This window comes from Clostridioides sp. GD02367, from assembly GCF_045900275.1.
GTDB classification, from domain to species: Bacteria; Bacillota; Clostridia; order Peptostreptococcales; family Peptostreptococcaceae; genus Clostridioides; species Clostridioides difficile_A.
In genome coordinates, this window is sequence record NZ_JBJODK010000002.1 from 319,021 (window position 1) to 333,561 (window position 14,541).

At 31.0% G+C, this 14,541-nt stretch carries 13 protein-coding genes, 1 pseudogene and 1 other annotated feature; of the genes and pseudogenes, 7 read left to right on the forward strand and 7 right to left on the reverse strand.

Features of this window, described 5'->3' with window-relative positions; genetic code table 11:
• Positions 1 to 11 precede the first annotated feature (11 nt).
• The 3 genes from Q3223_RS03410 to cspC all read left to right on the forward strand — a co-directional run bounded on the left by Q3223_RS03410 (position 12) and on the right by cspC (position 6,528).
• On the forward strand, positions 12 to 1,208 hold the full coding sequence (locus Q3223_RS03410; RefSeq protein ID WP_054270718.1) for a VWA domain-containing protein: 1,197 nt from the start codon (positions 12 to 14) through the stop codon (positions 1,206 to 1,208).
• A gap of 241 nt (positions 1,209 to 1,449) precedes the next feature.
• Positions 1,450 to 4,845, forward strand: coding sequence for a bifunctional germination protease/germinant receptor pseudoprotease CspBA (gene cspBA / locus Q3223_RS03415; protein WP_074179688.1), 3,396 nt, complete (start codon positions 1,450 to 1,452; stop codon positions 4,843 to 4,845).
• A 9-nt stretch (positions 4,846 to 4,854) separates the two neighbouring features.
• Positions 4,855 to 6,528: a bile acid germinant receptor pseudoprotease CspC gene (gene cspC, locus Q3223_RS03420; protein WP_074179689.1), complete on the forward strand. Its 1,674-nt coding sequence runs from the start codon at positions 4,855 to 4,857 to the stop codon at positions 6,526 to 6,528.
• 75 nt (positions 6,529 to 6,603) lie between these two features.
• On the opposite strand, the pseudogene Q3223_RS03425 reads toward cspC, so the two are convergent.
• From Q3223_RS03425 to Q3223_RS03450, 6 genes and pseudogenes are all read right to left on the reverse strand, one after another.
• A pseudogene (locus Q3223_RS03425) lies at positions 6,604 to 6,849 on the reverse strand (GNAT family N-acetyltransferase); the annotation flags it as partial.
• 12 nt (positions 6,850 to 6,861) lie between these two features.
• Entirely contained in the window at positions 6,862 to 7,128 is a 267-nt protein-coding gene (locus tag Q3223_RS03430) for a hypothetical protein (protein ID WP_227832463.1), read from the reverse strand.
• Positions 7,129 to 7,141: 13 nt separating this feature from the next.
• Positions 7,142 to 8,068, reverse strand: coding sequence for a hypothetical protein (locus Q3223_RS03435; RefSeq protein ID WP_074179690.1), 927 nt, complete (start codon positions 8,066 to 8,068; stop codon positions 7,142 to 7,144).
• A gap of 58 nt (positions 8,069 to 8,126) precedes the next feature.
• On the reverse strand, positions 8,127 to 8,909 hold the full coding sequence (locus Q3223_RS03440) for an aminoglycoside 6-adenylyltransferase (protein WP_054273873.1): 783 nt from the start codon (positions 8,907 to 8,909) through the stop codon (positions 8,127 to 8,129).
• A gap of 155 nt (positions 8,910 to 9,064) precedes the next feature.
• Entirely contained in the window at positions 9,065 to 9,685 is a 621-nt protein-coding gene (locus Q3223_RS03445) for a Crp/Fnr family transcriptional regulator (protein WP_009897384.1), read from the reverse strand.
• 87 nt (positions 9,686 to 9,772) lie between these two features.
• A complete protein-coding gene (locus tag Q3223_RS03450) occupies positions 9,773 to 10,837 on the reverse strand; it encodes a conjugal transfer protein (RefSeq protein ID WP_207644672.1) in 1,065 nt (354 codons plus the stop codon).
• Here Q3223_RS03450 and Q3223_RS03455 point away from each other — a divergent pair.
• Positions 10,830 to 10,967, forward strand: coding sequence for a hypothetical protein (locus tag Q3223_RS03455; protein ID WP_207644673.1), 138 nt, complete (start codon positions 10,830 to 10,832; stop codon positions 10,965 to 10,967). The two genes, Q3223_RS03450 and Q3223_RS03455, sit on opposite strands and share 8 nt — an antisense overlap.
• Positions 10,968 to 10,995: 28 nt before the next feature.
• Here the strand turns inward: Q3223_RS03455 and Q3223_RS03460 are convergent, their stop codons facing one another.
• Entirely contained in the window at positions 10,996 to 11,169 is a 174-nt protein-coding gene (locus Q3223_RS03460) for a hypothetical protein (protein WP_227832466.1), read from the reverse strand.
• A gap of 608 nt (positions 11,170 to 11,777) precedes the next feature.
• On the opposite strand from Q3223_RS03460, the gene Q3223_RS03465 reads away from it, so the two are divergent.
• The 3 genes from Q3223_RS03465 to Q3223_RS03475 all read left to right on the forward strand — a co-directional run bounded on the left by Q3223_RS03465 (position 11,778) and on the right by Q3223_RS03475 (position 14,521).
• Complete coding sequence (locus Q3223_RS03465) at positions 11,778 to 11,972, forward strand: DUF3787 domain-containing protein (RefSeq protein WP_021385202.1); 195 nt, start codon at positions 11,778 to 11,780, stop codon at positions 11,970 to 11,972.
• 201 nt (positions 11,973 to 12,173) lie between these two features.
• Positions 12,174 to 12,408 (forward strand) — a binding site (T-box leader).
• 77 nt (positions 12,409 to 12,485) lie between these two features.
• Positions 12,486 to 13,883, forward strand: coding sequence for an asparagine--tRNA ligase (gene asnS / locus Q3223_RS03470; RefSeq protein ID WP_054270713.1), 1,398 nt, complete (start codon positions 12,486 to 12,488; stop codon positions 13,881 to 13,883).
• A 176-nt stretch (positions 13,884 to 14,059) separates the two neighbouring features.
• Positions 14,060 to 14,521 carry a hypothetical protein gene (locus Q3223_RS03475; RefSeq protein ID WP_223195586.1) on the forward strand — a complete coding sequence of 154 codons (462 nt, stop codon included), beginning with the start codon at positions 14,060 to 14,062 and terminating at the stop codon, positions 14,519 to 14,521.
• Positions 14,522 to 14,541: the final 20 nt, after the last annotated feature.

Genomic DNA, 14,541 nt, shown 5'->3' on the forward strand with positions numbered 1-14,541 from the left:
GCTGGATAATTATGTTTATTAAATTTTTTTATTTATTGAGGGCAAGAGGATTAGATATATCTTTAAATGAATGGATGACTTTAATCGAAGCATTGGACAAAGGTCTCTGTTATTCAAATTTTTCAAATTTCTACTACCTTTGTAGGATGATTTTAATAAAAAGTGAAAGTAATTTTGATAAGTTTGATGCAGTATTTTTAGAGTATTTTAAAGGAATAGAACATCAAGAAGAAATTCCAGAAGAAATTATGAATTGGCTTAATAAAACAGATATAAATTTAGAAGAATTTGAAAGACTAGAACAAAATCCCAATATAAATCTTGATGAATTAAGAGCTAAATTAGAAGAACGTATAAAAGAACAAGATTCTCCACATAATGGAGGTAATTATTGGATAGGAACAGGAGGTACTTCTGAATTAGGGCATTCAGGAAAGGGACAAACTGGTATACGTATAGGTGGAAATTCAACCTATGGGAGAGCTGTTTTGGAAGTTGCAGGAGAAAGAAAATATAGAGACTTTAGAGATGATGAAGTTCTAAATATGCGTCAGTTTCAAGTAGCACTAAAAAGGCTTCGTCAATTTTCTACTAGAATAGATACTCCAAAAACAGAGCTTGACTTGGATAAGACTATTGAAGAGACTTGTAATAATGCAGGGTATTTAAAGTTGTTTTTTGAGAAGCCAAGAAAAAATACAGTGAAGCTTTTATTACTTATGGACTCAGGTGGCTCAATGAGAGGATATAGCACTCTATGTAATACATTATTCCAGTCTGTAAGTAAATCAAACCATTTTAAAGATGTAAAAGTATATTATTTTCATAACTGTATTTATGATAGATTATTTACAACACCTGAATGTTGGCTAAGTAAATCTATTGATACTGAATGGATATTACAAAATATAGATAAAAACTATAAAGTTATAATTGTGGGAGATGCTTCCATGTCACCTACTGAGTTACTTAATATTGGTGGTAATTATCGTGGACCATACAATTATACTCCTGGAATAGAATGGCTAAAAATATTTAAAAGAAAGTATAGTAAAATAGTATGGTTGAATCCAGAATTGAGAGATGGATGGGATTCAATTAGTTATTGGTATCAGACTCAAAGATTAATACAAGGTGAATTTAATATGTTTCCATTAACTGTAAAAGGTTTGGAGAAAGCACTAAAAAATTTAATGGTGTCAAGGTAAAATAAATAATAATGAGGCTGTCTCAAAATAGAGATAAGCCTCTTTTTAATTGTTGAAATAATAAAAATATATCTGATTTCATACAAAAAAGGGTGTAATGAACTAAAAAACTAAAGTATTTATAAATAGTATATACTATTTAGAAGATATGTTTGCATAAATGAAATTTAAAAATTATATACTCTGATACATTTTAGAACTACAGAAAACATATACATTAATAATAATTTTAGAAATCGAGGTGATTATAATAAATTATGAATTAATTGTAAAATACAATGGAGATATATTGAAATTAGAACAAGAATTAGGAGTTTCAGTAGAGATACTTAATTCATCATATGCGATAATAACATCAAATAATGAAGAAGATGTAAATACACTTTTAACTTATCCAGAAATTGAATTTATAGAAAAACCTTTCATATTACAGACTCAGGATGTTCAAAGTTTTTCAAGCACAGGAATAACAGGGTTTAAGAATAGAACTGGATTAACTGGAAAAGGAACTATAATTGGTATAATCGATTCGGGAATAGATTATACTCTACCTGTATTTAGAGATAGTGATGGAAGGTCTAAAATATTATATTATTGGGACCAATCTATTCAGGGAAATCCACCAGAGGGTTTTAGAGAGGGGACATTATATACTAATGAAGATATAAATAATGCAATAGATGGAAATATGTATATACCTATTTCAACAACCAGTTTACATGGGACACATGTTGGAGGTATCTGTGCAACTATTGCAAGTGATGCTAGGATAATAGTGGTGAGAGTAGGAAATATACAGACAGATGTTTTTTCAAGAAGTACAGAGTTCATGAGGGCAATTAAATTTATTTTAGATAGGGCATTAGAATTAAGAATGCCTGTTACGCTAAACATAAGTTATGGAAGTAATGAAGGCTCACATAGGGGAACATCCTTATTTGAACAATATATAGATGATATGTGTTTATTTTGGAAAAATAATATAGTTGTAGCAGCTGGAAATAATGCAGATAAAGGTGGTCATAAAAGGATTAGACTGCGAAATAATATTACAGAAGAAGTTGAGTTTGTAGTTGGAGAAGGAGAACGTATATTAAATATAAATATATGGCCAGATTTTGTTGATGACTTTAGTGTACATTTGGTAAGTCCATCAAATACTCAAACACAATCAATTTCTCTGACTTCAGGCGAAATAAGAAATACTTTGGGAGAAACTAGAGTAACTGGTTATTTTTATCCTATAGCACCATATTCTCTCACAAGGAGAGTGACCTTGCAATTAAGTTCAAATACACAAATAAATCCAGGTTTATGGAGAATTATATTTGAACCAATAGACATTGTAACTGGTAATGTAAACATATATTTGCCAACTTCTGAAGGATTAAATAGAAATACTAGATTTCTGATTCCTACTCAAGAACTTACTGTAACAGTTCCTGGGACAGCAAGTAGAGTTATAACAGTAGGTAGTTTTAATTCAAGAACAGATATAGTATCCATTTTTTCTGGGGAAGGAGATACACAATTAGGTGTATTTAAGCCAGATTTATTGGCTCCAGGAGAAGATATAATATCTTTTTTACCAGGAGGTACAAGTGGAGCATTAAGTGGAACTAGTATGGCTACTCCTCATGTTACAGGTGTCTGTTCATTATTTATGGAGTGGGGAATTGTAAATGGAAATGATTTATTTTTATACTCTCAGAAATTAAGAGCATTGCTTTTAAAAGGGGCAAGAAGATTAACTAATCAATCTTACCCAAACAATTCATCAGGTTTTGGATTTTTAAGTTTAGCAGATATAGATTTATACACCTTATCTAATATAAATCAAGACTTGGAGACTGATGGTATTGTATATAGAAGTGTTAACAAATCATTTAAAGATGAAGAAAATAATTATAAACTTATAGATGGTTATAATAATATAAAAAATGATATTAGCTTAGATAGTTTTTGTAATGAGGATATGAATAGACAAACTGGGGTTCTGGCAGGAATAAATATAATTCATACTCCTGAATTTGAAAGTGAATTAAATGCTTTAGGTATGGGCTCTAATTTTATTAAATTAAGCGATTCATTAGGCATATTACCTATAGATGCTTCTGATTATAATAGTATACAAAGGATATTGGAACTTCCATCAATTATAAGGTCAGAATCAACTATAAAGATGTCATTACTTGGAACTATTAATCAAGGGACTTTTGGTGGTATAGTTGCAACAGAAGAGATAGGTGTAAATTTCTTTAAAAACAATCCAAATATTACAATAACAGGAAGGGGTACTCTAATAGCGATTGCAGATACAGGAATAGACTATCTACATAAAGATTTTATTTATCCAGATGGAACTTCAAAGATAGTATATTTATGGGATCAAACCAAAGAAGGAAGTCCGCCTGAAGGTTTTTATATTGGAACAGAATATACACGAGAAGATATAAATCGAGCTATTGCAAATAATGACCCTAGTCTATCTCAGGATGAGGTTGGTCAAGGAACAATGCTTAGTGGTATATGTGCAGGATTGGGAAATGTAAATAGTGAATATGCAGGGATAGCAGAAGATGCAGAATTAATAATAATAAAACTTGGTAAGATAGATGGTTTTTATAATAGTGCAATGCTATTTGCTGCGTCTCAATATGCATATAAAAAAGCTTTTGAACTTGGAAGACCATTAGTTATAAATGTATCTTTGGGTAGTAGTAGTCTAGCTGGCTTAACTAATAGGAGTAATAGTGAAAAAGCTTTCTTTACAAGAGGTCTATGCATAACAGCAGGGGCAGGAAATGAGGGCAATACACAAACACATACATCTGGAAGGATACTACATGAAGATGGCTCTGTTGATATTGAGTTGGAGTTAAGTGAAGATGAAGAAGAATTATCATTAGAACTTTGGTTAAACAAGCCAGATAAGGCAGATGTAGTAATAGTATCACCTTCAGGTGAAGAGAGTAAAAGTGTAGGTGTATCAAGTTACAATAGAGTTACTGGTTTATTTGATTTAGAAGGAACTGATTATTTTATAACATATGTATATCCAACTACTTTTTCAGGTCAGCAGTTCACTAATATTACCTTGAAAAATGCTAAAAGAGGCCTTTGGAAAATCAGATTAATTGGGGTTTATATTATAAATGGTATATATAACTTGTATTTACCAAATAGAGTGCTTCTAAAAAGTGGAACTAGATTTAGACAAGTTGACCCTTTTTTTACTATAAATTATCCAGCTATTCAAGATGATTTAATAACTGTAGGAGCATATAACACTATCAACAATAGTTTATGGCAAAGCTCATCAAGAGGGCCAACCATTGAAAATAGATTGAAGCCAGATTTAGTGGCACCAGGAGTAAATATAATAGCAGCTTATCCTGGAAATAAATATGCAACTATAACTGGCACAGCAGCAGCAAGTGCACACGTTGCAGGAGCTGCTGCAATGTATTTTCAATATACTTTTGCTGATGGTAGATATCCAAATCAAGCATATGTTCAAAAAGTAAAAACATTTATGCAAGCTGGGGCTAAGAAAAATTTAAATACAGTATATCCAAATACAAGTGCCGGATATGGTTCTTTAGATGTTAGGGGTATGTTTGATGTGTTAAGGTAGGAGGGATTTATGGAAAAATCTTATTGTATAATTTATCAAGGCGATATAGAAACTGCACTCCAAGAAAATGGTATAAATAGGTATATGGTTTTAAATAGCCAGCTTGCAGTAATATATGTACCTATGGATTTTGATGAAACTATTTTAAATAACATATTGCAAGTAGCATGGTGGGAAGAGTCAGCTCCCATGAGTAGTTTGATTGATATAACTAACAATGTAAATAACGGAGAAACTATCACTACAGCTGCCGAAACTGAATATATCTATGAAAATCCATACAATGATATAACAGGAAGAGGAATCCTACTGGCAGTTATAGATTCAGGCATAGATTACTTACATCCTGACTTTATAAATGCGGATGGAAGTAGTAAAGTTTTAAAACTATGGGACCAAGAAGCAAATACAAATCCACCTCCAGAAGGTTTTATTTTTGGAAGTGAATTTACAAGAAGTGAGTTAAATATAGCTATAAGTAGAAATGATGGGAGTTTAAGTCAAGATAATATAGGTACTGGAACTTTGGCTTCTGGTATATTGGTTGGAAATGGAAGGGTAAATTCACAGTATAGAGGTATTACTACAGAATCAGACTTAATAGTGGTTAAATTAAAATCATATGTGGATACTTATTACACTGGAAGGATAAATTACAGTGTTTCAGATTTTCTAGCTGCTATAACATATGTCACTAATATAGCAAGAACAGAAAATAAGCCTATAATAATAAATTTAACTATTGGAGTTAAATCAGGTGCTGTAGCAACTACTTCAATATTAGATACTTTTAATCTATTGAGTAGTGCTGGTGTGGTAGTAGTGAGTGGTGCAGGTAATCAAGGCAATACAGATATTCATTATTCTGGAAGATTTAGTAGTGTAGGTGAAGTACAAGATGTAATAATACAAGATGGAGATGACTATGCACTTGATATAACACTAAATACGAATGGTCCAGATAAGATAGGAGCACAGATAATATCTCCTTCAGGTGAAGTTAGTCATGATATAAGATATTCTCCAGACTTTTATGTATATAGAGGAAAATTCAACTTAGAAAATACTACTTATGCAATGCGATTTATTTATCCATATATCACTTCTGGAAAAGAAAACTTGGAGATAAAGTTAAGAGATATAAAACCTGGAGTATGGACTTTAAGATTGACTTCAGAACTTATAATAGGAGGAGAATATGATATATATTTACCGAATAAAAACCTGATAGCTCCAGATACAAGATTTCTGGACCCTGATTCAATTGCGACAATAACGATGTATGCAGCTAGTGATGATGTAATCACAGTGGGTACATTTAACAATAAAACAGATAGTATGTGGATTGGTTCTTCAAAAGGTCCAATTAGAGGAAGAGGAATTAAACCAGATATAGTAGCACCAGGTGTAGACATAATATCTACATACAAAAACGGAACATATAATACAGGAACAGGAACAGGTATTAGTAGTTCTATAGTTACTGGTGTCTTAGCTTTATTAATGGAATATCTAGAAAAACAAGATAATATACCAAGGTTATCATTATTTACACAAGTTTTAAAAACATATTTAATATTGGGAGCAACAAAACTTGATATATATACATATCCTAATGTATCACAAGGATATGGGATTTTAGATTTGAAAAATACAATTCAACAGATAGCAAATACTTTGTAAATAAAAAAGTATCTTTAATTAGTAGTTTAATTTTATTGTATAGTTTGTCATAAAAAAAACTTATATTAAATTTGATTATCTTTTCATAAGTTGGTAAATGCCGATATATCCTGTATCTACAAGGAGTATCGGCATTTTTCTATTCTTTATTATGGAATTGTGACAGTATTCTTCAATCTTAAAACCACATTTTTCCAATACTTTACTTGACCCTCTATTGTAGGAATATACATTAGCATGAATTTTGTTAAGGTTGTATTTTTCAAAGGCAATTTTGCATATTTCTTTTACTGCATTTGTTGCTATCCCTTTGCCCCAATAGTTCCTAGCAAGCTAGTAACCTAATTCAGCATTTTTATTAATAGAGGTATCTTCTTCAAATGTTAGGCAGATACTTCCAATAGCCCTTTCTTGATAAAAAATAGCATAGCTAAGTTGTTTAACATCTGGAGTTGCCAAACAAAAACTAATAAAATCTCTAGCGTTTTGCTCCCTATAAGGGTGGGGGAAGTTGTCACGAAGATTCTTTGCAATTTCTTTATCATTCGCAAACTCAACTAAATCGGTAATATAAGCATAATTCCACTCTATAAGTTCCATTTTTCTTCTCCTTTTATGAAACAGCTACAAGAAATCTTTCTAAGCCAATACCACTTATCAAACAGCGTTCTTTTTTATTTCCAAGCATTTGATAAGTCCAGTCAACAAATCCACCGTCAACTATTTCAACGGTTTCATTTCCTTGTTTGACCAATAATTTGAAATTGATACCTTTATAATAATTATTATCAACATCATCATTATGAATTGATAACTCTATATTAGGAAAAATAAGTTTGATAGTTTCAACCATTCTGTCGAAAAATCCGTCATTATCTTTGTATCCGTTTCTTTTGCGTAGAATAATAGAGAAACGAACATTTTCTATTTCACTTAATATATCTTTATAATAGTTTAAATGCTTTTCTAACAACATTTTTTCACAAGTGTAAGACCCTGTATCTATACCAGATGAAACCATACAATATAAGCCAAAATGTGAATATAAACCTTTACCTACAAAATTTTGTGCTCTTATTGCCCTAGCAGTAGTAGCCATGTGGATAGGTATGGTATTATTTTCTTCTTTTCTTTTTAATTTATCAGCAATAATTATTGCCAACATATTTGAGGGGTCTGCAAGTGTTTCTGTCCCTCGTAGAGCACTTACTACGTTATATTGATCTACGGAGCCAAAAACGCTACAGCTACCTAATGGAGCAGAGGGAGAAAGCATAATCGTCTTGATATCCATATTGAATGCTTTTCTCAATAATTTTGATTCCAAAGCATGAATTTCTTCTGGATCTATACCGCTAGGGATAGTAAATCTATTTAGTTGGTATGACTTTAGAATATCAGTTGCAGTTAAAGTATTTGCTTGTCTATCAAACACTTCTAATAGAAGTGAGTTCAAATCTGATTTTGATAGAGCTGCTAACTTATCAACTATATTCTTATCCCCAATTTTATTTGTAATTCTACTTAAAATATCACTCATAGTTATCCTCCATACTGTTACTTTCAAATTTACTATTCAATGTTTTTTTACTTTGGGTTTATTTGATTAAATCTTGAAAATACTGTAATGCAACCCTTTCAGCTTCAACCTTTCGGACAATAGGACTTTGTGATAATTCCTCTCTTAACTCAAGATACAGGTTGATAGTAGCCTGCAATGCATTAACACAGCTTTCATATTCATGGGTAGCAACCGTCTTTTCTAATGCTTCAATATATTGGGGTGCGTCCAATTCAATTTTTCTAACTCCACGAGGTAATTTACCTAAGAGAAGCTGTATTAATGGGGCAAGTACTGATTGTCTTAAAAAAGATAAAAAATCAATTGTTTCAAATAGTTCTCTACGTCCAATCTTAGTGCAAGCGTAATGAACCCAAATCCAAAATCTATCTTCAATCCACTGTAAGTCTGGAGTTGGGAAGTATGCTTCTTTTTTAGAATAAATTTCTGTTATGCAGTTGTTTTCTTCATAGAGAATAGCTGAATCTTCAACCCTATCTAGTAAACCATCTAAGGTTGTAAACTTAAAATCAACATGAAGAACAGGGGAATCATAGAGGGAAATTATCAATCGAGGTTCTCCAACGTGTTCGCCAGTAAAAGCAGAAACTAATGTTCCAAACTGTTCCACAATAAGTAATCTCTCTTCGATAACTTCTTCATAGGATTTATCATCTGCTACAATCAGAAAATCCAAATCAGAATATTCATCTAACGATTTTGTGATATAAGAACCGCTAATTGCAAGTCCTATTATCCTACTATCTCTTTTTGAAAATTCTAATACGTTTTGTATCATTTCCTGTTGTGTTTTAGTCATAATATAACACCTCTCACTTTCTTTTATTAGCTATCAATCCAACATAATTATGCATAGGAGTATTATATAATGAAGAAATAAAAAAAAATAGGTCACTTGACCCGAAATAAAAAAGTATTGAATAATTATTATCCAATACTTTTTTGAAATTATACTTATGTTGTAGGAAGATTCTTTAATACCTCTCGCTGATTAATTACACTAAATCTTTTGTTTTCATAAGCAATTAGATGTTCTTGTACACATTCATTTATAGCACGATTAATGCTTCTAATTGGAGCGTTTACTTCGCTAGCAAGCTGTTTTTTGGTAAGCAGATTTAATTCACTTCTATAATAGTGTAAGGATATACACCTCAGAAGTCGTTCTTTAACACTTAAAGATGATAATTCTTCAATTAATTCAGCATTTACAACTAATTTACTAGATATTTCTCGAATCAGAAATTTTGTAGCTTCAAAATCTCCCCTTAACCAGTTTAAAAAATCATCTCTATGAAGTTTATATACATTACAATCTGTGAAAGCGACAATTTCAACGGGTTTTTTCCCATCATTAAATTGTTCCATTTCTCCAAAAAAACTACCACTTCTATAAAGATGAATAGTTGAGATGTTTCCTTTCACATTTAAGATGAATGCTTCTGCAATACCGTCAATCATAAGAATTACATATTCATTTTCTTGCTCAGCAAAAAGAATAGTCTCTTTCTTTTTATACGTTTTTTTAACAAGCTTCTTTTTAATATCTTCATTCATAAAATCAATTAAATGCATATTCATCCCTCCTTACCAAATATTTGATTAAATTATATCATCTTTCAATTAGTTAGGTAAGATAGTAAAAATATATTTACATAGAAACTATTCCATTATTATTTTACAGTTGTCATTTTTCTGCAAAGTAAGCTCAAACTGAGAAAGCTGTGTAACTTTGGTTTCCTTATCAAGGTATTTCACTGTTACAATAGCGGTCACTTGATTGTTAACTTGTGTATAAACAGGATTCACAAGTTCCACAAATACATAATCTTTATTAATTACATCAAGTGCTTGATTACTTACATAGTAAGATAGCTCTTTTTCTGTTGCAGTAGGATAGAGCTTGAAGAATGTGTCTAAGAAACTATTAATTTCCTCTGTTGTATTTGCGTCCACCGTTCCGTCACTATCAGAAAGTACAGGCTCATAGCTTGCCTTTTGTGGCTTGATGTCAATGGTAGGGTTCTTAATAATTACCATATTTCCTACTTCATCTACATAGACAGTAACAGTATAGGTGGAAACGATATTCTTTTTGTTCTCGCCCTCTGAAATCTGTTGTCCTACTGAAAAGAGTACATCATAGGCATTTTCATTGTTCTGTTTCACACTCCTTACTTGAAAGCTGTTGACAATAGAACTAGTAGGAATATCCGAGCGAACCATTTCAGTATTCAACTGTTGTAGGTTTTCAGTCAGATAATTCTTCAAACGTTCAATTCGTTTGTCCTGTGAATCTTGCGACTGTTGCCATGAAAAATATTCCTTGCTAAAGGATTCTACAAAACTCTCAATGCTATTCGTATCAACAACCTGTTTCTCAATGATTTCTTTTGGATTTAAGATACTAGCTAATGTTGTTTGCCAGTCATAGTTTCCAAACTTCACAAGGTCAAAGCCACCAGTGATAACAACTTCTTTTACAGTAGTAGATTGAACCGCAGTATCTACGGTTTGACCTGCATATTTTAACTCAAATGGAATCTTGTTTTGATTCAATACATAACCTGCTGGAGCTGTTTCTTCAAGAGCATAGTATTTTCCTAGCTTAATATTTGAAGAAATAGCTTTTCCGTATTCGTCTGTTGTTATGGTGGTAACTTTCGTACCATCTTCTTTATAGATTCCATAGACTGCACCTTTTAAGGAGTAGTATTGATTGAACATAGTCGTACCAAATTCTTTTCCTGTTTTAGCAAGAAGAACCTGCCCTAATTGTTCTTTGTTATTTAACGTAACTTTGACTGTTTCATTAGGCTTAATAACAACTTTCTTGATTTCTCCTTTGTTGAAATAGCCGTTAGGAGCGGTTACCTCTGTAACGGTTATGTACCCTCTGGAATATAACCACCACCTGTCGTAGTGAAGATTCCAGATTCTACACAGAATACTTTCTTTCCGTCCATCTTCATAACATAAATTGGATTGTGCGTGATTGCATAACCTAAGTGTGGGCTTACTCCTGTATAACTATATTCAGTCGGTTCGTTTAGAACCAATTCACTAGCTGAAACAGAGGTAGGGTTTGTTAAAAACGTACCGCAGACAGTTACTAAAACCATGATATAGGTTGTTAATTTTCTTAATATACTTTTCGATTTTGTTTTCATAGTATTTCCTTTCATAGTAATTTTGCATGAAAAAAGACGCTCAATTAAGAACGCCTGCAAATAGAAAAGGAACACCTTTTTTCGTGTTCCATGTTCTATAAAATATTTAGTTTTTTTTGATACAATACTGATGTGTTAATACCATATCTTTGCATTTCTAGGACTTATCAACGTATCAAGGCTCATTCGGTAGTAGTAAATTAGTAGTAAAATGGCTTTGTTAGTCCTGTATATATGCGGATAGGTACTGTGTTCTAGGGGATAATCAGATTTTTAGTATGTTTTTTATATTAAAAAATAGTACCAAAAATTAATATTAAAATAAAAAGATAGTCGTATATTTTGTAATATGAAATAAAAATTTTGGATAAAAATAGGAATGAATTAGGTATTAAAAATGTATATTATTTATTTAAAAATCATTATAATCTCAACTTATGAATTTAATTTGAAAAATTGCTAAAACTATTACAAAATAAATAATAGAGGTGATAGTTTTGGAAAATAAGAAAGCAAGAGCATTAAAAGGCAAAGATAATAAAAGACTTAGAAGTCCACTTTTAGTTGGAAATGAGTCAACAGCAGCATGGGCTGATGTTGAAAAATTAAAACCTCATAGTAAAGTTTCAATACCTTCACTTAATAGTGTTGAGGAAGCAAAAGATTGGGTTGACAATGGAAGTAAGTTATAAAAATTGTAAGATTCAATGATAAAAATAAGTATTTATTGTAATTTTGTAGAGTAGTATTGGCTTGTAGACTTATATCTAGTTTGATGAACAATGTGCTACTCTACTTTTTTTATAAATAGCAATCAGTATCAATTTCATAAATTTATTGACTAAAAATTTATAAATTGGTATAATTTTGTTAATTAGCGGAAATAATAAAAGATAAATACTGTGAAGAGAAGAGTAGATATAAAATGTAGTTTTAGCGAGTTGAGGACGGTGAGAGCTCAATACGAGGTTTATATTGAAGAACATCTTGGAGTTTCTAATCGAAAGCTTGTTTAGCAAGTAGACTTAGACGGAAGGCACCGTTATAGGCTTTAAGCATTGCTTAACTAAGAGGTCATTTATGACAATTAGGGTGGTACCGCGAGAGTAATAGTCTTTCGTCCCTTTATATAGGGATGAAGGGCTTTTTTTTATTGAAATTATATTTATAAGAAATTAATAATAATTATACTAGGAGGATTTAAAATGCAAAAGGAATTTATAACAGTAAAAGAATTGTACAGAGACAAAGAGCAGTACATAGGAAAAACTGTAAAAGTAGCTGGATGGATAAGAACATCTAGAGTATCTAAGAACTTTGGATTTATAGAGTTAAATGATGGAAGCTTTTTTAAGAATATGCAAATAGTATTTGATGAGAAAGTAGAAAATTTTAAAGAAATAGGAAAATTAGCAATAAGCTCATCTATATTTGTGGAAGGTGAATTGGTATCTACAGAAGGAGCTAAACAACCTGTAGAGATACATGCAAAAAGTATAGTTGTAGAAGGGGAATCAGATAGTTCATATCCGCTACAAAAGAAAAGACATACACTTGAATACTTAAGAACAATAGCACATTTAAGACCAAGAAGTAATACTTTCTCAGCTGTATTTAGAGTAAGATCAATAGCTGCATATGCTATACACAAGTTTTTCCAAGAAAGAAACTTTGTATATGCACATTCTCCAATCATAACAGGTAGTGACTGTGAAGGTGCAGGAGAAATGTTTAGAATAACAACTATGGATTTAAATGATATTCCAAAAACTGAAGATGGAAAAATAGACTATACTCAAGATTTCTTTGGAAAAGAAGCAAATTTAACAGTTAGTGGACAATTAAATGCTGAAATAATGGCACTTTCTTTTAGAAATGTTTATACTTTTGGACCTACATTTAGAGCTGAAAACTCTTACACAGGAAGACATGCTTCAGAGTTCTGGATGATAGAACCAGAAATAGTTTTTGCAGACCTTGAAGATAACATGGAACTTGCAGAAGATATGATAAAATATGTTATAAGTTATGTTTTAGAAAATGCTCCTGAAGAAATGGAATTCTTTAATAGTTTTATAGATAAAGGATTATTAGAAAGATTAAATAAGATAGTAAACTCTGAATTTGTTAGAATAACATACACTAAAGCAGTAGAGTTATTAATTGAATCAGGTCATGAATTTGAGTATCCAGTTGAATGGGGATGTGACCTTCAAACTGAGCATGAAAGATATATAACAGAGCAAATATACAACTGTCCAGTATTTGTAACTGATTATCCAAAAGATATAAAAGCATTCTATATGAGAATGAATGAAGATGGTAAAACTGTTAGAGCAATGGATTTATTAGTTCCTGGTGTTGGAGAAATAGTTGGGGGTTCTCAAAGAGAAGAAAGAGAAGACGTTTTATTAGATAGAATTCATGAAATGGGATTAAGAGAAGAAGATTACTGGTGGTATTTAGAGCTTAGAAAATTTGGTACTGCTACTCACTCTGGATTTGGTCTTGGATTTGAAAGAATAATTATGTATATGACAGGTATGTCTAATATAAGAGACGTTATACCTTTCCCAAGAACTCCTAAGAATGCTGAATTCTAATAATTATAAATTATAGTACAATTATATAATTTTAAGCATAAAAATAGTAAATAACTTGTATATTATCTAGTTTGGATATATGCAAGTTATTTTTATTGTACTTGTAAACATATGATTTAATTAATTTTATTTTGCAATACAATATAAGTATAAAGTATTCAAGTTAGGAGGGGAATATGATGTGTGAATTTTGTTTTATTGAATTTAATGTTGATAATATTGAAGTATTTAAGAGGATTGAGAATTTATTTTCATATATAGCAAGTATAAAAAATGATTGTGTACAAGTTAATGATTTGGAATATTATATTTTAGAAAGAGTGGAAGATTTTTATTATAGAGAAGAATTAGATTATTTTTGGTGGCCAACAGAAGAAGAAAATAAAATGTTTTGGGAGAAATATAAACAGTTAGATGAAGAAAAAAGACAAGAGTATTTGAAATCTGTTCCGTGGGATTTTGAAACTGTATTTTCTGAAATTGGTATAGGTGATTATACAATAGAAGGTTGTAAAATGATTGAAGAAAAAACTTCAAAACTTTATTTTAATCCCATAGGATATCCTTATGGAGGAAATGAAGTACTTCAAGAAGCATTAAAGGCTTTTGGAGTAGTTATAGTTAATGTGATAGGATAACGTTTGTTGTGATATACTAT